The organism is Vibrio sp. 10N.261.46.A3 (assembly GCF_041472995.1).
GTDB classification, from domain to species: domain Bacteria; phylum Pseudomonadota; class Gammaproteobacteria; order Enterobacterales; family Vibrionaceae; genus Vibrio; species Vibrio coralliirubri.
Genome location: NZ_JBFRRH010000074.1, coordinates 82116 through 101287 on the forward strand (window position 1 = coordinate 82116; position 19172 = coordinate 101287).

Consider the following 19172-nt stretch of genomic DNA (forward strand, 5'->3'; position numbering starts at 1 on the left):
CTTATCCTGACACCTATAATAGGACTATTTGTGCGTCTTGAAGTATTGTGTGAAGACAGACTCGGCTTAACGCGTGAGTTGCTCGATATCTTGGCCTCAAAAAGCATTGATTTAAGAGGAATCGAAATTGATGTTAAAGGTATTATTTACCTAAACTGCCCTGATATCGATTTTGATGCTTTTAGTGAACTTATGGCTGAAATTCGCCGAATTTCAGGTGTGAAGGATGTACGTAAGATCCAATTTATGCCAAGCGAAAGGCATAACACAGAGCTGATTGCTCTGCTGGCAAACCTACCTGATCCCGTGATTGCGATTGACCTTAAAGGCTCAGTCGATATGGCTAACCACGCTGCATTGAACCTCTTCAATAAACAAGAAGACGAAGTCATCGGTGAACCGCTAGCGACGTTTGTGCCTAGCTTTAACTTTGCTCGCTGGATCGAAGGCGATGTAACGCGTCATCGTGAAGTTGTCGTGTTGGATGGTTTAGATTTCTCTATTGAGATCCTGCCGATTTACCTTGGTGGTGATGTCAACGAAGCGGTACTGGCAAGCGCAGTAATGACGATTCGCTCTTGTAATCAAGAGATGAACTCGCCAGATTCAATCCCAGAACAGAACAACCTAGGTTTCGAACACTTTGTTGGTGTCTCTAATCGCCATAAAGCCTTGATCAGCCAAGCTAAGAAATTGGCTATGCTGGATCAGCCTCTATTAATTGAAGGCGATACGGGTACAGGTAAAGAGATGTTGGCGAAAGCGTGTCATAACCGTTCAAATCGATCGTCTTTCCCATTCTTGATTCTAAGCTGTGCATCGATGCCTGATGACGTAGCGGAAACGGAATTGTTTGGTCATGCGCCGGGTTCATTCAACCATGAGCAAGGTCATAAAGGTATTTTCGAACAAGCGAATGGCGGTACCGTATTTTTAGATGAAATTGGCGAGATGAGCCCGCATCTACAAATCAAATTACTGCGTTTCTTACAAGATGGTTCATTCCGTCGTGTTGGTGAAGAAGAAGAGATGCACGCTGATGTTCGTATTATTGCATCAACGCGCCACCGTCTTTCTGAATTAGCCGACTCGGGTTCGTTCCGTGAAGATTTGTTTTACCGCTTGAATGTACTGACTCTGTCTATCCCTGCATTGCGTGAACGCTCAAATGACGTAGCACCGCTGTTGGAACTATTCGTTGCAAAGTACGCGCAGCAGTTAGGTATGTTAAAACCAAAATTGACTCAAGAGTTAGTCGACCAGCTTGGTAATTACCAATGGCCGGGCAACATTCGCCAGTTAGACAACATGGTTCTACGTGCACTAACAGAGCTAGATTCAGACACACTAACGGTTGAGCAATTCCATTTGCCACAGCTTGAAACAATGACGGCTGGAATGGCGAACCTGAGCTTAGACGGCTCGCTCGATGAAATCATGAAAGACTATGAATCTCAGATTCTAGAGAAGCTTTATCAGTCTTTCCCATCAAGCCGTAAGCTAGCAAAACGTTTGAATGTATCTCATACCTCAATTGCGAATAAGCTTCGTGATTACGGTATCAGAAAGAACTGATCGAATAAGAACAAGATTATGGAAGATTTGAGTACACCAGAGCGCATTTATAAGCATGATGGTAATCTGATTCTACGCACGGCTGAAATTGATGACGCTGGCATGATCAGCGAGTATTTTCAGGTTAACAGAGAGTACCTGAAACCTTGGGAGCCGATACGCGAAGATGCGTTCTTTGATAGAGCGAGTTGGGCGCAGCGACTGATCAAGTTAAACGAGCTTCATAAAATGGGGCTAGGCTATTACTGTTTACTGATTAACGCTGACTCTAATGAAATGTTAGGCACCATATCGTTCAGTAATTTGTCGCGTTTCCCGTTCTACGCTTGTAATGTCGGTTACTCATTGGCTCAAAGTGCACAGGGCCACGGCTACATGCGCAGAGGTTTGAGCATGGCCAAAGACTACATGTTTGATGTGCAGAACATGCACCGCTTAATGGCGGGCTACATGCCTCACAACGAACGCAGTGCGGGTGTATTAGAACATCTTGGTTTTGTCCGAGAAGGTTTTGCTAAAGACTACCTACAGATTAACGGTAAATGGGAAGACCATATACTGACGGCATTAGTTAACCCGAATTGGGAAGATAGGCGCGCTGTATAGAGACCAATAGTCATTAGGCGTAAGTATCAATTAAGCGTAAATACAGAGTTAGATGCAGTGACGACATAGATAAAATGAAACCGTCACTGCATCAAAAAGAACAGATAGGCATGGTAAATCCATCAGCCTGAGAAGATATTTGAGGAATTTTGATGTCATACACAACTTTGGACGAATACCAAAGAAAATGGATTTTCACACACCAGTCAATGCCGCTGCCGGCAGAGGACTTGGAAAAGATTAAGCCAATGACACAGGCGAGAGCATCACAGTTCTGGAAAGAGAACGTTAGCCCTCAAAGCCCAGACGCAGAACGACTGAGCTCGCAAGACTGGCCAAGCAAAGCATCGAACTGGAATGAAGAGATCAGCTGGATGGCGCATTGGGAAGCGGATGAGCCAGAAATGCCAGAAGAGATTCTTAACTTTATTGATTGGCAAGATGACGTAACTGTTTATTTTTGTTATGAAAAGTACAATGTTCTTGAAACCAAATGGGCGATTTTCAAGAAGCATTGGAAGAACTTTTTGTTCTACGATGATGGCCCGATTTTAATCGGTCGTCGTCGTTCAGAAGCCCTTTGGTTTGCTACCAATGGCAAGGTGAAAATCGGTAACCGTGCTTAACCTCGGTGTGATTTAATCGAGCTAGTGCTGGTAATCCGAGCAACAGATAGATAAACAAAAAGCGAGCATTGAGCTCGCTTTTTTTGTGCCTCATGATCTTCGAAGATCATGGAGAAGTACCCACTATTTGAGTGCTGACAAAGATGACCATTTTCACTCGTTCAAAGTGGGTAAATTACGAAATTGAGATCGCTATCTCATTGGGTTAGTTGAAGTTTTATGGGGTTGGGCTATCTTTATATTACTGCCTTAGTGGAGGTGAAGTATTATGATTTGGGATACTCTCGAACGTGTAAATAAACTTCGCAAGGAAGCAATGGAGGATCCAGAGTTTTTGGATTCAGCAAAAATGCATGAGGAATGGCTTTTAAGCGAAACTCATAATCAATCAAACAAAGGAGCAAAAGAGAAGAAACCGAAAAAACTATCTGACATTTATGAAAATACGGATTTTCCTATCAACCCAACTGGAACCAAACATTAATAATGATGAACTGCAACACGGCTAAGGCTCTTAACCAAAAAGCTATAAGTCGATTACACATACCAGCCTTAAGCCACCAATAAAAAAGCCACTTTCAACGAATCGAAAGTGGCTTTTTCTTTTCTTGCTAGCTTCTTTACCATTAGCAACGAAAGCTAATCGTTTTCAAACCTAGTTATTGATTAGGCTTAATCCGCTTGGTAACGCATCACCAAACACACGCTTAGATTCACTCTCAGAAAGCTCAGTCACTTCACTCACTAGTGTTAACCATGAATCAGGTACCTTGCTTTGCTTGAGCTTCTCAATCACTTGATTACGATAGTCGTCAGAGATATCAAACTGACGGTCACCGGTTTTGCGACAAATCATCACTGCGGCAAAGGCGATCATCTGCTCTTTATGCCAGTTCTGCTCAAGCAGTTTCGGTAACCATTGTTCAGCTTGTTCTCTAGGAATCACGCTGTGTTGGCTACCATACAAAGGTGTTCTTGAAGCCAATCGACCTAGCGCCCACCAGTGCGCTTGCTCAAACTGATTATGGTTAATCGCCTTGCTTAAGAACCAACTTGCCAGCAGTACTTTGTCTTCAACCTCAAGTTGCTCAAGCGACGCTGCTAAACGAACCATGGCTTCATAACCATTGTCTTGCGCATCTTTGGCCGTCTTAGGGTTCTTCATTGCACCTGGGTGAAGGTATTTAGCGATGTCCGCCAAGATACTCTCTTGCTGTTCTTGGTTTAATCCACCAGCGACACGGCGCCAGAATACCCACCAATCTGTCCAGCCTTGGTGGTTCTTAAACTGAATGTTCTGTTGGTAAAGGCCCCAAATTTGTTCGATACGCCATGAGTCAGTCGGATCGCCAAAGCCAGGACGTAGCGAGTACCCCGCCAAACGCAGCCAGTTCTTCTCGTGTGCTTCTGAGCGGCGACGACGTTTACGACCTAGTGAGAAGGTATCAAACAGATGACGAAGGGTCGTGAAATCCCATTCATCGCGTTTACCTAGTCGCTTCTCAAGATCTTTCGATAGCGTTTTGATCTCTTTCGATTCAGCACTCTTCTTGTTGCCGCTGTAGAGGCGAGAAATCAATTCCTTACACTCTTCCAATCTTGGGTGAAGCGCGGAGGTATCAGATTCATCGCCTTGCTTGTTTCTTACTTCAAACTCGAGCAACCAACGCTTAGAGTCATCTTCTGTACTCACACACTCCATTTTCAGTGTGCCGACTTCGGTTAACTGACAAGCGAGCAGCACTTCAACACGCTCTTTTTGGTTGGCTTGAAGTTCTGCTGTACCTGAGCCTTCCAACGTAGAAATATACGGTGGGAGAGGGGAGAACAAGTCGGCATCCACATTGACCATCACACCGTTTTGAATGGCGGTGTCGTGAGCTATTTGATCGTGTGTTGAAGTCAGTAGATTAAATCGTACTGGCTCGCCTAAAGTCAGCGAGAAACGACGGCTGTTTAAGCGTATCTCTTGTCCTTCCTCAGTACCTTTGGCAAGCAGACAAAGCGCTTTACCCATCTTGTTCTTCTCTTGTAGATGCAAGAAGTAAGAACGAGCGGCACCACCACCGATTTTCAGTTGTGCACCACGGCGGGCTTTACCAAAGGCGACCGCGCCAAGGGCAACAGACCAATCTGGATGAGGGTTATCAAGCACTGTGATTGGAGAGCCGTTCCAGTTGCCAAGTAGCTGTGTGATTCGTTCAGTGACCAATTCACTGTTAAACACACCACCATTGAGCAGCACGCCAACTGGAATTGCAGGTTTGGTGTCATCGAACTCAATAGAGTCTGAGTTTTCTAATGCGGCTTTAGATACTTGTTGGTGTGTTGCTAGGAATTCTGCAACGTGTTTACTCACCGCAGGGTCAGCCACGTAAGGCAGACCAAACTCAACCACAGCACTGCGGCGTTTGTCGGGTGTTTCAGTAAACTCAGAAAGCGGGAAGAAACCTTCCAATGCGATTTGATGAACTTCTTGTTTGGTTAAGCCAATACTCTTAGTACCGCCAAGCAGTTTAGAACCGCTGCCCAGCATGGTGATCTTCACATCATCGGGTGCATTGGCAGAAAGTAGGCTCTCTTTTGCGGCGCGAGTCTGCTGAATCAGTTTGGTTAGGCTAGAAGCATTCAGCTTTTTGTTTTGATTGAAGCGTTGCTCAGCGAGGTGAGCAAGTGCTAAATCGAGGTTATCACCACCTAGCATCAAGTGTTCACCAACGCCAATACGGTCGAGTGCGAGCTCGTTATTGCCGTCGCTATTCGCATCGAATTTGGCTTCAATTAAGCTTAAATCGGTGGTACCACCACCAACATCACACACTAGAATCAGCGGGATTTGTTGAAGTTCATCTGCTGCGGTTTGTTGGTGACGGGCATACCAGTCATAACAAACGGCTTGCGGCTCTTCGAGTAATAGAATCTTACCTAAGCCCGCCAGTTCTGCCGCTTCAAGTGTCAGCTTACGTGCGGTCTCATCGAAGGAAGCAGGAACGGTAACCACAACGTCTTGGTCTTCCAGCTTGTTGCTCGGGTTACGGTAGTTCCATGCTTGGCGAATGTGGTTGAGGTAGCTTGCACTCGCCACAACTGGCGAGACTTTATCGACATCAGCTGCGCCAGCCCAAGGCAGAATGTCGGAGTTACGATCAACCGCTTGGTGTGATAACCAACTCTTAGCACTCGATACTTGGCGGCCTTCAACCTTAGCGCCTAATTCACGAGCCCATTCACCGACGATAACGTTCTTAATATCGCCTTCAACGGGGCTTGGTTCCCACGGCATTGTCAGGTCTGAAGGGGAGATTTGACCTTGTGCTGGGTGGTAACGAAAGGATGGAAGTAGGGGCTTGCGAACCACTTCACCGGGGCCGATGAGTTGGTCAATATCGAAAAGAGAAACGGGAGCATGTTGTAGGTCGTCGTTGATTTCACAGTAAGCGACAACCGTATTGGTTGTGCCTAAGTCAATGCCGACTAAAAAACGAGGAGTTGCCATACAAAACCTTATTCTTCCAGAGTGATGACCAGTTTTTTGATAGCTTTGGTCTTATTGTTGTTATTCGTAAACGTCATTCCTGAGAAACAGGCAGGACTAGGTTGAGAACCGTATTGATAAAGAAACGGCACCCGCTAAGGTGCCGTTGATTCATTATGCTTGTTCGTTTGAGTCGTTATTCGAGTCTTCACGAACGTCGAACTCAACGTGCCATTTCTGACCGTTGTCAGTAGCAATCGCTTCTAGGTATAAGGTACCTAGCTCAGTAACGCGAGAAGCCAAAGTTACTGGAACGACTTCACCTTCGCGACGGCCTTCAGAAACCGGCAGTGTCACTTGGATTTCAGGAAGCTCATCAAGCTCTTCAGGCGCCCAGTGATCAAGGTGCGTACCCGCTTCATCTTCACGACGAATGGTTGAACCGAAGAACTGGAAGTGAACTGGCTGACCAATCACTAGACCGAACTCTTGGCTAGGTACTTGAACGCTTGAACCTTCTTCCATACCAAATGGGGCAACACACAGTGCTTCCATTGGAGGAGCCATCCCCGGGATTGCTGGCATCGCGCTTTCAATTCCTACGTAGTAAGAAGAAGCGATACCGCCACGGATACGAACGCCTTGGCCACGACGAACTGCGCCGTAGTATGAAGCGCCGCTTGCAACTGCTAGGTCTAGATCTAGACCTGAAAGCTGTTTTGCGAACTCTTCGTCAGCATTGATCAACCATTCGTTGATCGTATCTGAAAGACGATCAGCAAGTAGGTTCGATTTTAGAACACCACCATTGAACAGGATTGCTGTTGGTTTGATGAAGTCTGCCGCTGGCGCTTCTGCACCTGGCATACCTGGCATGTTTGTAAAGGGGTTGAAATCTTGCTGAGCCGTTTCGCTGTTTCCAGAAAGCGCGTTCGCTTGCTTAGAAAGGAATGCGGCAATGTGACGAGTAATACCTGCGTCTTGAGCGTAAGGCAGACCCATTTGAGTCAGTGCGCCACGTGTCTTTTGAACTGGGTGTTCAGTCACGGCCACTTTCGGGAAGAAGCCATCAACCAATGTTTGTTGTACTTCTTGCTGAGTCAGTTCTGTTTTCAGTGTTGCGCCAAGCAGTTTAGAACCACGGCTTGGAACAACGATAGGCACAGATTGCAGTTCAGCATCGTTTAGCAGTGCTTCTTTTGCATCACGACATGCGTGAGTCATAGCTTGAACCTGCCAAGGAGCCAGCTCTTTGCCTTCTTGAGCCAGTTTCATTTTCAGACGGTAAGCGAGTGCTAAGTCCATGTTGTCGCCGCCAAGTAGGATATGTTCACCTACTGCGATACGGTTCAGGCTTAGGTTGCCGTCATCTTGTGTTACTTCAACCAACGAAAGGTCAGTTGTACCACCACCGATATCGACAACAAGAACGATGTCACCAACGTTTACTTCATCACGCCATGTGTCGTTGCTGTTATCAATCCAGCTGTAAAGAGCAGCTTGTGGCTCTTCAAGAAGCGTTAGGTGAGTGAAACCAACATTACGTGCAGCTTCTGCTGTTAGGTCACGAGCCGCAGGATCAAACGAAGCAGGAACCGTGATCGTTACATCTTGGTCTGCCAGTTTGTGTTCTGGGTTTGCGTGGTTCCATGCGTCTTTAAGGTGCTCAAGGTACAATTCAGTTGTCTTAAGCGGAGAGACTTTTTCAACTTCTTCAGGGCTGCCTGCAGGAAGGAAAGCATCGCGACGGTTAACACCACCGTGGCATAACCAAGATTTTGCACTTGCCACCAAACGGATAGGGGTTTTAGAACCAAGGTTACGAGCAATTGCACCCACTAGCGCTTTCGGCTCTGAAGACCAAGGAAGAACGCGAGAGCCCGCATTCATTTCATGTTCGTGTGGTTGGTAAAGGAACGAGCCAAGTTGGCTGCGAGTTTCTACTGTACCTGGCGCCGTCAGTTGAGGGATTGGCATTACCTCAACGCGAGCGTCTTCATTGCTTGTGTCGATGAAAGACAAAACGCAGTGTGTAGTACCTAAATCGATACCAACACTGAACTTAGGTGCTTGATTTTGCTCTTGAGAAGATAGCTCTTGAGCTGAATGACTTTGGTGTTCCATTATAGCTCCACCTCTGCCGGTGCAATTACAGATGCATCGTAGTTTTCAGCAAGCTTAGGCAGGTTCATGTCAGTTGCTTTCCAACCTTTGTGAACCAGTGTGCCGTTGAACGGTGCATTGCCCGTTACATTACCTGTTAGGCGAATTTCTTGAGGGTTGAAACCTTCAGCGATAGTGATACGTGTTTCTTCATCTTCAGTGCGGATGTGAGACAGCGTTACGTAATCGGCTAATACTTTTTGACCGCCAGTGTGAATAACACGAGCTGCTGCGCCAACTTCTTCATCAGAGAATGACGTCAGGTCTTCTTTTAGGAAGTCAATTAAGCGTGCTTCTTGCTGCATGATAGACAGTAGTTGCATTGCTGAGTCTGTTGGTGCTGTAGCAAGCTTAGATTCAACTTCGACTACTTTTTCGATCACACGTTCAACTTCTACTACTTTCTCTACTTCGACAATTTTCTCAACTGGCTTTTCAACTTCAACGATCTTTTCTACTGGTTTTTCTACGACTTTCTCAACCACTTTGGTTTTACGAGAAACGGCAATTAGCAGTAGTAAAACGCTTGATGCAGTTAGGCCTGCGTGAAGCATATCAAACGTTTGTGGGATTAGGTTCAAATCAACGATCATAGTGATTTCTCTTTAAAATTGATTTAACGGTATATTCGTCGGTTCAAAGGAATATACAGGTTGGAAAGAAACTCATTGGCACTAAGCCGAAACGGTCACTTTCAAGCTATAAATATGGATGGATACTAGCATATTCAAGGCTTAAGAGTGGTATTTAATGTTTTTAATCAAGTGGGTTTTTGGTGTGTTAGCTTGAAATTTAGTCGAGATTCGGTCGAATATTGGTCGCCGATGTAAGGGCGAGGTAAACAATGCCCATTATATGTCATTTTTAAAACCAAACTTAAATGGAGCATCATTCCCTTCCGTTATATACTTTTAACTCATTAAAGCCTATTTGGAAGCAACATGCCCCACACAACCGACCCACTAACCGGGTTGAAGAGACGAACTCTCCCATTGGTCGTATTTTCGGTCAGTTTTTTGATTACTGTGTTGTGTTTTATATTAGTCGCACTCAACCAAAACCGTGCGCTAAATATGAATCTGGATAGCTTTGCTACTCACCAGACATTGAGCTTGGAAGCGTTTATCGCCAATGATGTGGCTTATATCGGTTCAGGTGCTAATTTTTTCTATTCTAACGAACCTGAAAACTGGGATAAATTTGACCGTTTTGCTCAGCAAACGATTAATGACTCAAAAAGCTTAATCGGCTTACAGTGGATGCAAAAAGTGCCGGCAGACGAGATTGCCGAGCATACCGCTAAGATGAAAGAAAAATACCCGTCTTACGAACTGTTCACGATTCCAAAACATGAAGCAAAAACCTTTGGTTACATCTTAGATGGCGAGCCGGCGTTCATTGCTAGTGACCTGTATCCAAACACACAAGCAAACGACAATGTTCTTGGCTTTTACTCTTCTCGTGAGCGCTTCAAGCTGGTTTTAGATAATATTAAACAGACGCGTAAAGCGAATATTTCAGACAAAGTTCGCTTGCTTCAAGACGGCTTAGATCAAGACACACCAAAGACAGGTATGCTGGTTTATCACCCTGTATTTGAGGGGGAAAGCGACAACCTGCTCGGCGTTGTGATTGGTGTGGTTCGCACGACTTATTACTTTGAAAACTTACTGGCTTCGGCAGTGGGCGACATGGATGTCTATATTCGTGTTACTGATACGGGTTTCGAAGCAGAAGACTCCCCAATCCTGTTTGAAACCGAGGGTTATGAAGCTGTTTCTGGCCACCACATAACAAAGACAATTGAATTGACTAACCGTGATTGGAAAGTCGATTACAAAATAGATTCATGCATCTCTTTCTATGGCTATTTGGTATTAACCGGAATTGTTTTGGTGGGGACAACCATCTCTTTGTTGTTGGCGTATATCGTTAACATGCAAATCCGAGAGAAAGAGCGTTTGTATCAAATGCTTGATAAAAGAACAGAAGAGCTTCGTTTTCTAGCCAACCATGACAGTCTTACGGAAGTTTATAACCGACGCGCTTTTAATAAGATGTTAGATAAAGCGATACAGCGAAATGAACCCTTTAGTCTTATCGGATTTGATGTCGATAAGTTCAAAGGCATTAACGACCAATTCGGCCACCCAGCTGGGGATGCTTTACTCATTCATGTGATTAAGTTGATTTCAGTGAGCCTGAAAGAGGGTGATAACCTGTTTCGTATAGGTGGAGATGAGTTCTGTATCATTTCTAGTATTACAAACCATGAAGCCCTAGACCGATATTTACAATGCATTCTAAGTACAGTGAGCCACTCTCATTGTGAGCACAAAGGTCGGCAGCTAAGTTGTACTTTGAGTATTGGTGCTGCCATTCGTGCCAACGAAAACACGGAAGAGATTCTGCAAAAAACAGACAGCATGCTCTATCAAAGTAAGTCGAATGGCCGAAATCGAGTGACAATTGCAGGCTAAATGAGCACTTGATACAACTAGGGTCGAGTTCTGTATTGGGCTCATGTACAATTTCACGAAATTTTTGACGAGAGAATTAGGCGACGTATGAATCACAATCGAGTGGTGTGTTTCGATTTGGAAATGTGCTGTTGGAGCGAAGACGGTGTGGGAACAACAGGGGAGATCATTGAAGTTGGTCTTGCTGAGATTGATCTAGCATCCGGCACTATCGTGAAGCGAGCACAATACTACGTTAAGCCAGAGAAAGACGAAGTCTCTCTATTCTGTGCCGAGTTAACGGGCATTACACCTCGCAAAATCGAAAAGCAGGGTCGCCCATTAGAGTCTGTCATCAAGTCGATGATTAAGAACTTCGGTGGTCCAAAAAAAATCTATGCAGCGTGGGGACGTGACGACCTCATTTTACACAAAGAGTGCATTGAAAAAGGCATCGAACCTCCGTTCAGCGAGTTCTTGAATATCGCGACGCTTTATCGAGTTCAGAATCGATTGAAAGACAAACGTATTGGTCACCGCGCCGCTCAAGAAGCGAAAAACATTGAGTGGGAAGGTCGTCAGCACTCGGGTTATGTCGATGCTTATAACTTGGCTAAGCTAACGCTGACGATGCTGTAGTCGTTTGCATTAAACGGCGCTCGGTTAAAAACTGAAACCAGCCAGATTGTTGTGAGTTATCCAAATCAAAGCCACCTACTTATTAGGTGGTTTTTTTGTGCCTGTAATTCAAGGAAAATTCCGTTCAAAAGAAAACTCATTTCAGCGAGTGGTTTATCAATAGTGAATGGCTACATCGCTTATTTTACGAGTGAATAATATTGGTTTGAAATTTAGCTTTTTAATTAATATTAAATCGCAGGTTGCAGCCTTGATTGGGCAGAGCTAGATGATAGCGTTAGCTCACCCAAACAAGGAGATTAGGATGAAGAACATAATTAAGTATGGTTTAGTACTGGGGGCACTAAGCGTAAGTGCGTTGGTTTCGGCACAACCCGTTGTATTGATTAACACTTTTTCAGTCGAGCCAGCCCATGAAGCCGCGACATTAACGTATTGGGAAGATGCGCGAGATGTATTGGTGAAGCAACCCGGATATATCTCTACCAAATTGCACCGCTCTTTAAGCTCGGACGCGACATACCGCTTTATCAATGTTGCTGAATGGGAAAGTAAGAAGCAATTCCATGATGCAATACAAGTGATGAGAAAAGAGCTACCACCTTTAAAAATCGAAGGGGTTTCTGCTGACCCTAACTTGTATGAAATTATTCGCGACTAATTAGGAAACCACATAATGAAAACAATTCGAGGAACCTTTTTAGCTATTTTTAGCTTTCTATTTTCAGCGATTCTATTCTCTAGCTATAGCCATGCTGCGGCATACGGCGTGTCAGTGGCTTGGAAAACCGATGACGCTCAAGCGGTATTTGAGGCAATGCCTCATCAGCAAAAAGCCTTTGCTAACTTAGTTGATGCAGGCTTGGTCCACGACATGTTCGTATCAGAAAGCTTTGTCGGAGATAAGAAATTTCCGATCATCAAGTTTGTGATTGAAGCGGACAGTGAACAGCACGTTCGAGAGTTGATTGGTAACTTACCATTCCAATTTAAAGAGCTTGTCGAGGTGACTGAAATCAGAGACATCGGTAATAAGTGGTTAAACACTGAAGTCGCTTTCAAAAACTACGCAGTCGAACTCGCTTGGACAGAGCCTGAGAATCAATTCATTGTCGATGAGATTATCAGCCAAGATTTACAAATGGTTGTCGATTGGAGCGCTCAAGGCGTGATCACGTCTGCTTACTTAAAACATCAAGAAATAGCCCAAGAGAAGCCAAACCAAAAAGCGATGATCAGACCAATCTACTCAATGGCAATATTGGCTAAAAATGAACAACAAGCTCGCGAAGTTGCCAGTCAGTTGAATGCAGTAAAGCTAGGCTTTGCTGAAGTCATGGTCAGTGAACTGGGCTTTAAACTAGATCTATAAATAAATGAGATCTATAGACAATAAGAACTAGAGAAAATGAAAGCTATCGAAAACGAGAATTATCAAAATCAATCGATATAGCTTTCTTTCTATAGACCTCATTAGTTGTTTTAATGGCTAGGCTTTGTACTAAGGTGAGTGAGTCTGCGTGACTCACTCACCTTATTGTTATTTTATTCTTGTTACTTGCTGAGCTTATATTTGGCTTAATTATTGGCTAAACTTATCACTATTCTTTTCTATGTATGGCTTGGCATTAGCTCGACCAAACAAACACCTTTTTGATGACCTTTTTATTTATGAACACCTCGCCGAAATGAACGCCAGTAGCCCTGAAAAAATCATCTTAGACGCTTCGGGTATCGAGATGATTAACAACACACTCATTGATTCGAACTTGGACAAGCGGGTGACTTTGTCTCCCTCAGAAGCCTTGATTCTTGAGTTCCTAGTGAAGAACAGCCCCAAAGCTGTGGGGCGCGACTTCTTGCTTGAGCATTGTTGGCCGGGCAGGGTGGTGACGGGCAGTTCGCTTAATGTTGCAGTGAAGAATATTCGTACAGCATTAAGTTCACTTGAGTGTGATTGCAAAATTCTAACGGTGCAAAAGGAAGGGTACAGTTTTAGTAGACCTCAACAGATCGGTGGCTACCTATCTACACCCACCTCGGCTATTCAAGTTGAAGTACCTCAATATGAAGCGCCTAAAGGTGAAGCGCTTAACGTAACCTCAGCATCAAAGAGCTCGAGTACTGAACGTGGCGACGATGAAAATGAGCCAGCCTTAACGAAGCAACCAGACTCGTATAAACAGCGTCAGGTGCAGCATTTTGTCGCGCGTCATCGCTCTCGTATCGCCGGAATATTAGTCAGCGCGTTTCTTCTCATGCTGTTTTATCAGTTTGCTTTTTTTATGGATAAGACGAGTTATCACGGCATGGATGTTTATCACGACAGTTTGAATTTTGATCAAGAGCTTTTAACTGAGTTGAATACTGTGTCAGAACTCGGTGTTGAGTCACTCTACCTGCATCGCATTGGCGTTGGGTGTCAGAACATTCAAGCTGTTGCTTTGATAAACGGGCGCTGGAAAGAGATGAGCCATCAGTTTAAATCGCTCTCTTGTGATGACGACAATGACGATGAGCGAGGATAGCCGATATGAATCGTAAGTTTTGGATGCCTATCTTGTTGACGCTTTTTGTGATTCTAAATGTAGGCTTAATTTCTGGGCTCGCAACCAAAAGTACTTATAAATTCACCGCAGAATACCCGATGATAGGCTGGGAGAAAATCTCACTTCGATTGGAAAATGGTCGAGTTAAAATGCAGTACATTGGTTACGACATGGATGGGAATGTCGCTCAAACCAAGCAAATGTTTGGTGTGTTCTTACGCTGGGGGAATCACTATTACCTTTATCAATTGGATCAAGAGCAGGCCCAAGATAAACAGACATTCAATATCAAGCACTTATATATTCAACAAACCCAAGGTAAGCGCAGTGTGTTGGTATCGAATCAGCGCGGCCTTTATGTAACGAAAAAAGGCGCGCCATTAGAACTTAAAGGCATCATGCATGGTGATAGATTACGTTAATACATAGGCTTAACGTGAATAGAAAGCCTGTGGTTAGCTTTTACCGAGGACGTTCAGCTTAGTTTTGATAAAGTCACTGTGGTCGACGTAGAGCAGTTCTGCTGTTTTACGGATCACAGAGTCTTCTATAGGGTCAATTTCCCCGTCGGCATGCGCCACTTCCCACATCGCTTTGATTAAGTCGATTCGCACCGGCTGAGATAGGTCTCTAAGTTGCGATGTAAAGTCATACAGCGATACTGATTGCTCTACTTTCGGCTCTGCTTGCGCGAGCAGCACCTTTGCTTGTTCTTCATCTAAATCCAGCAAACGCTGCAGAAGCTGTAGCTTAGCGACTCTTTCTGATTCATTGATCTGATGGTCGGCTCCCGCCACTTCACACAACAAACTCGCGATGGCGATATTAGGTGATGTGCCTTGGTTTTTGCTTAGGTCCTGGCCTTCAATCAATTGTTTAAACATTGATGTGAGAGAATTGAACATAACGAGCTCCAGTTAAAATTTGTATCGGGTTCCGTAACGCTGATAGCTATCAACTATAACCATAACTATTGGGTCTACAGAGTGTGATCGCAAGCGTCTTTACTAAAAACTGACATTACGGATACGCGAGCGATAAGGAGCATTTTATCAATCGGGCTCTGGGAAACGGGTAATTTTACCGTCGCCACTGAGTGTCGTGATCGATTGCGGTTTCCCATCAGTGTCTAGCCTCAATTCTCCAATCGCACTGCGGTTTGAAAGGCGATAGAAGGTTTGATTGTCGGGGCTTCGCTTTTCGATCTTCAAGCGTTTACGCTTAGTGAAGTAGTTCAAAACTGAGCGAGGGCTGTATAACAGACGGTCCCATACATCGCAGAATTTGAGCAGCGGAGCAGGGAACTGATTTTTAATACCACTACAGGTGATTTGATAGATGTTCGGGCTGTTGCGACGATACCTAAGCTTGATGTCATAAGCGAAGGAGTAGTGAACGTCACCAGAAAGCACCACGAAGTTGGTTGGTGTTTTGGTATGGGTAAAGATGCTGATCAGCGTATTAGCACTGCCCGGGTGTGCCATCCAGTTTTCAGCGTCAATCACTAATGGTTTGCCGATTGTGGTCGCCATCTTTTGCAGTGTTTCAATAAACTTCACGCCAAACATCGGCGCAGCAGAAACGATCACCACTTTATCTTGATTCATTAACTGATGTTGAAACTCAATCAGGGCTTCCCAGTCCATCAAACCTGAAGGTTTATTCATGCGTGATTCTGAACGCCAACGACGCGTACGAGTATCTAACACAATGACTTTGGGTGAGGTATCTATTGTGTAATGCCACTCTTCAAAGCGACTCAGCATCTCAATAAAGGCTCGATGCTTGTCTGGCTCGATGTTGTCAATAGAGTGAGTAGTCGCTGTATTGCCGGTTTCATTATGAGTTTGTTTACTAATGCGCGGTTGTTTAGCAATGAGCGGTTGAGCGACAAAAAGCTGTTTTGCTTGCTCGATAAACGTTTCGTCGAAGCTCTCCGGTTTGTTACCCCAACCCTGACACATCCAGTAAGCCGCAAGGCCGTTACCAATGACTTGGGTCGCGAACTGATTTTGGTCGACGGCATGCTCCCAACCCACGGTAAGGTTCCAATCATCCGTCACATCGTGATCATCGAAGATCATGTACGTTGGAATATGCGCGAACAGACGTTGCACTTGCGGTAAGCCAGCAATGAAATCATCCATGATGACGCTTTCATCACGCCATTGTTGCTGCTCAGTCGGTGTTAATTGGCGTCCACCTTGAGTGAAGTTATTCTCAATTAAACGTTCTCGATTGACGCATTGCCAAAGTGTCGGAGACCAAACCAACAAGTACATCGCGATAAACTCAGACAGCGTGACTAAGTGGTTTTCACAATCCGTAGAACTAAAAATCGGCACGCCACGATTCGGGAAGAACTTGTCGAGCATGGATTCTGAAGCTGTGTGGTGCGGCAAATAGTAATGACGCTGGTATAAGTGGTATTCACTGTTATACAGAGCGTCACTGCTGTTGATTTGTTTAATTTGCGAGTCAGTCGGTAAGCTCTCACCGACAAGGCCAAGCAGTTGAATCACTTGCTGAATAGCATCAAGTGTTGGGCCTGCCACATGATCGGCGTAGATCTGATCGCCGCTCATCATCAGCATATCGGGTCTTTCTGCAACGGTTTGCTCGGCCATCTTGTTGTCGGCTGCGACTAGGCTGTCTTTGCTTGGATGATGCGGATTACGGCAAGATCCATGCAGAATGTAATCAGCCGAGGTCGATATCTTAAACTCAACGCGAGATTTACCGTTGTAAACAAGGTGAGGGGCGAGCTCTTTTAGTGAACCTGACTCTGTGTGAATGTCATATTCAAGCCGCGTATTAGTCGGAAATTCACCTTGTAAGCGAATTAGTGTTACCCACGCATGCGTACCGACTTGAATCGAATCATGCTCTTCAAGCGATGAGGTATAAAACGGCTGGTCTTGTTCTGCTTCAGAAATGTCTGTTTCTTTAACATGAAGCTCGGCTCTGCCTGTAAGGGGCGAGCTGGTGGCTAACCAAAGTACCACTTCAGTCGCGGTGGTTTTTCTTAAAATGGGTCCGGCGAGTAACAGGGGAAGAGATGATGTCGTAGAGGGTTTCAATACGGTACCTAAAATCGTTGGTGGTTAGTCGTCGTGGTGCTCTTTTGTTTCGAGCTTATTCGTGTCTGGCTTTGTGGTTTCAAGCGTTGATACTTCAAGTTCTACTGAGTCAGATTCTGTTGATTCAAGTATTTCGATAACTTCCGAGCTAGAAAGTTCATGGCCCATTAGAAATATTGCCAATAGGGCATCGGCTTTGGTCTTGGTATCGGAAGGCTCGTCTAATAACAGTTCGAGCTTTTCACGAATCATAGCAATCTCGTGTTCAACAAAACCACGGCCTTCTTCATCCCCTTGGTTGTCTTCAGGGGCATTATCGAATTCAAGAAATAGCATGTCACCGTCTAGGTTGGTATCCACCAAACGCTCGGGCAACCACGCCTCACCCATAACAATATCTGGATCGGAATCTTTGGGTAAGTGATCTATAATGTTTTGTAATTCGGAGACTTTCACAATACTTTCATTTAACCGAGAATATTCTACATTGTAACGGTCAATGCCGAGCAAACCTAAAAATAGTTAGCCGTCATGGTTAATAAATGTCTATTCAGTAACACAATATTTATTACAAAGAGTTATTAGATAAGAATGAAGCTCAAATATTTACCGACTCTCCCTTTATCTGGGATGGTTTTACTAGGTAGTGCTTTCCTAAGTAGCATTTTCTTAAGTGCTAATGCGTGGGCCGCTGAAGAGCAAGAGTGGGGCATCGCTGCAATGTTCCGTACTGCGAGCATCCCTTATGACACGTCTGGTGGTGACCAATCGGTTAGCTCATTCGTACCGATGCTGTTTTTTAAGAACGATTATGTGTTCATTGACGGTACCGAGATGGGGGCATACCTCTATCAAACTGACGATGAAAAGTGGTCTTTCAATGCTATCTCTCGCATGCGCTTTATTGATATTCCTGCATCTGAGCAGAACGCGATTGAAGGCGACACGGCGGACTTTGGTGCTCAACTGACCTACCAACTTGATGATTCTTGGTCTGTCGAGACGGAATTAATGAGCGACAGTGAATACAACTTCCACGGTAACTTACGAGCTAAAGCTAAGTATGAAACCGGAGATTGGGAGTTTTACCCGAGCGCGACACTTCGTTATAAAAGTGCTGACTTCAACAGTGAGTATTACTCTGCGTCTAATGAAACCATCGGTGCCGGTGTGGACTTAAATGTTGGTGTTGAAACGCGTTACCATGTGGTTTCAAACTTGTACTTATTGGGTTCAACCAGTGTGACCCGATTGGACGATAACGCTTACGACTCGTCGATTGTTGAAGATCGTTATCAAGGTGAGTTGTACCTTGGCTTTGGCTTCTTTAACGACAAAGAGAAAGCGCCGAAACCTAAGCTGAGCAATGCGCCGTATTTACGTGTCGCACACGGCTGGGCAACGCCATCCAATATTGGCGACATCATGAAGTTCAATACAGAGAAAGACGAATACAATAACCAGCTGACGTCATTCTTCTATGGACACCCGTTAACCGATGAGATCTTCGGCTTCCCATTGGACATCTATTTGACCCCAGGTATTGCGCATCACTGGAGTTCAGACGTTCAATCAAGCAGCACTGAATACATCATCGCAATCAAAGCGTACTATACCTTTGATTGGCCAACTCAGTGGCGTGTTGGTGTGGCAGAAGGAATGTCTTACATCGATTCGATTACGTATATCGAAGGCTCTGAGATGGACCGCAAAGGGTACACCGCCAGCCATCTGTTGAACTACTTAGACTTCTCATTTGATGTCAACGTAGGCGACTTGGTCGGTAAGAATGACTTGAACAATTTATGGTTCGGTTACTCATTGCATCACCGTTCTGCAATCTTTGAAAACGCATCCCAGTTCGGACGAATCAAAGGCGGCAGTAACTACAACACGGTTTACTTCCAATATGAGTTTTAACGACAACCTGTAGTTTAAAGTTCAGTTTAACGTCATACAAGCCAACTTCCGTTTACGGGGTTGGCTTGTTTTGTATGGCT

General features: G+C 44.8%; 17 protein-coding genes. 11 read left to right on the top strand and 6 right to left on the bottom strand.

Going from position 1 to position 19172, the window contains the following annotated elements; genetic code table 11:
• Positions 1–30 precede the first annotated feature (30 nt).
• From tyrR to AB4484_RS18060, 4 genes are all read left to right on the top strand, one after another.
• The gene (tyrR, locus tag AB4484_RS18045) at positions 31–1575 is read left to right on the top strand and encodes a transcriptional regulator TyrR (protein ID WP_048611644.1); all 1545 of its coding nucleotides are present in this window, start codon (positions 31–33) and stop codon (positions 1573–1575) included.
• A gap of 18 nt (positions 1576–1593) precedes the next feature.
• Positions 1594–2181: a ribosomal protein S5-alanine N-acetyltransferase gene (gene rimJ / locus AB4484_RS18050; protein WP_017060432.1), complete on the top strand. Its 588-nt coding sequence runs from the start codon at positions 1594–1596 to the stop codon at positions 2179–2181.
• A gap of 152 nt (positions 2182–2333) precedes the next feature.
• Positions 2334–2807: a DUF2947 domain-containing protein gene (locus AB4484_RS18055; protein WP_017060433.1), complete on the top strand. Its 474-nt coding sequence runs from the start codon at positions 2334–2336 to the stop codon at positions 2805–2807.
• A gap of 268 nt (positions 2808–3075) precedes the next feature.
• Positions 3076–3291, top strand: a complete 216-nt coding sequence (locus tag AB4484_RS18060; protein ID WP_012604204.1) for a hypothetical protein — start codon at positions 3076–3078, stop codon at positions 3289–3291.
• Between the two features lie 171 nt (positions 3292–3462).
• Here AB4484_RS18060 and AB4484_RS18065 read toward each other — a convergent pair whose 3' ends face one another.
• The 3 genes from AB4484_RS18065 to AB4484_RS18075 all read right to left on the bottom strand — a co-directional run bounded on the left by AB4484_RS18065 (position 3463) and on the right by AB4484_RS18075 (position 9038).
• Positions 3463–6303 (bottom strand): Hsp70 family protein, encoded by a 2841-nt coding sequence (locus AB4484_RS18065; protein ID WP_048617464.1) that lies wholly within the window; start codon positions 6301–6303, stop codon positions 3463–3465.
• A gap of 153 nt (positions 6304–6456) precedes the next feature.
• A complete protein-coding gene (locus AB4484_RS18070; RefSeq protein ID WP_372079592.1) occupies positions 6457–8406 on the bottom strand; it encodes an Hsp70 family protein in 1950 nt (649 codons plus the stop codon).
• Entirely contained in the window at positions 8406–9038 is a 633-nt protein-coding gene (locus AB4484_RS18075; RefSeq protein WP_017091262.1) for a DUF2760 domain-containing protein, read from the bottom strand. The genes AB4484_RS18070 and AB4484_RS18075 overlap by 1 nt, the downstream gene beginning before the upstream one ends.
• Positions 9039–9386: 348 nt before the next feature.
• On the opposite strand from AB4484_RS18075, the gene AB4484_RS18080 reads away from it, so the two are divergent.
• The 6 genes from AB4484_RS18080 to AB4484_RS18105 all read left to right on the top strand — a co-directional run bounded on the left by AB4484_RS18080 (position 9387) and on the right by AB4484_RS18105 (position 14514).
• Positions 9387–10925, top strand: a complete 1539-nt coding sequence (locus AB4484_RS18080) for a diguanylate cyclase domain-containing protein (protein ID WP_372079595.1) — start codon at positions 9387–9389, stop codon at positions 10923–10925.
• A gap of 87 nt (positions 10926–11012) precedes the next feature.
• Complete coding sequence (locus AB4484_RS18085; RefSeq protein WP_017068784.1) at positions 11013–11543, top strand: 3'-5' exonuclease; 531 nt, start codon at positions 11013–11015, stop codon at positions 11541–11543.
• Between the two features lie 304 nt (positions 11544–11847).
• A complete protein-coding gene (locus AB4484_RS18090; protein ID WP_050650137.1) occupies positions 11848–12204 on the top strand; it encodes an antibiotic biosynthesis monooxygenase in 357 nt (118 codons plus the stop codon).
• A 15-nt stretch (positions 12205–12219) separates the two neighbouring features.
• A complete protein-coding gene (locus tag AB4484_RS18095; RefSeq protein ID WP_019822538.1) occupies positions 12220–12915 on the top strand; it encodes a hypothetical protein in 696 nt (231 codons plus the stop codon).
• Between the two features lie 451 nt (positions 12916–13366).
• Complete coding sequence (locus tag AB4484_RS18100) at positions 13367–14071, top strand: transcriptional regulator (protein ID WP_372079615.1); 705 nt, start codon at positions 13367–13369, stop codon at positions 14069–14071.
• Positions 14072–14076: 5 nt separating this feature from the next.
• A complete protein-coding gene (locus tag AB4484_RS18105; RefSeq protein WP_019822532.1) occupies positions 14077–14514 on the top strand; it encodes a hypothetical protein in 438 nt (145 codons plus the stop codon).
• A 33-nt stretch (positions 14515–14547) separates the two neighbouring features.
• On the opposite strand, the gene AB4484_RS18110 is transcribed toward AB4484_RS18105, so the two are convergent.
• The 3 genes from AB4484_RS18110 to AB4484_RS18120 all read right to left on the bottom strand — a co-directional run bounded on the left by AB4484_RS18110 (position 14548) and on the right by AB4484_RS18120 (position 17682).
• Positions 14548–14997 carry a TerB family tellurite resistance protein gene (locus AB4484_RS18110; protein ID WP_048609171.1) on the bottom strand — a complete coding sequence of 150 codons (450 nt, stop codon included), beginning with the start codon at positions 14995–14997 and terminating at the stop codon, positions 14548–14550.
• A gap of 147 nt (positions 14998–15144) precedes the next feature.
• Complete coding sequence (locus tag AB4484_RS18115) at positions 15145–17172, bottom strand: alkaline phosphatase family protein (protein WP_372079600.1); 2028 nt, start codon at positions 17170–17172, stop codon at positions 15145–15147.
• Between the two features lie 24 nt (positions 17173–17196).
• Positions 17197–17682 (bottom strand): hypothetical protein, encoded by a 486-nt coding sequence (locus AB4484_RS18120; RefSeq protein WP_081228689.1) that lies wholly within the window; start codon positions 17680–17682, stop codon positions 17197–17199.
• 81 nt (positions 17683–17763) lie between these two features.
• Here AB4484_RS18120 and AB4484_RS18125 point away from each other — a divergent pair, with 81 nt between their 5' ends.
• Positions 17764–19092 (top strand): MipA/OmpV family protein, encoded by a 1329-nt coding sequence (locus AB4484_RS18125; RefSeq protein ID WP_372079603.1) that lies wholly within the window; start codon positions 17764–17766, stop codon positions 19090–19092.
• The last annotated feature ends 80 nt before the right edge of the window (positions 19093–19172 follow it).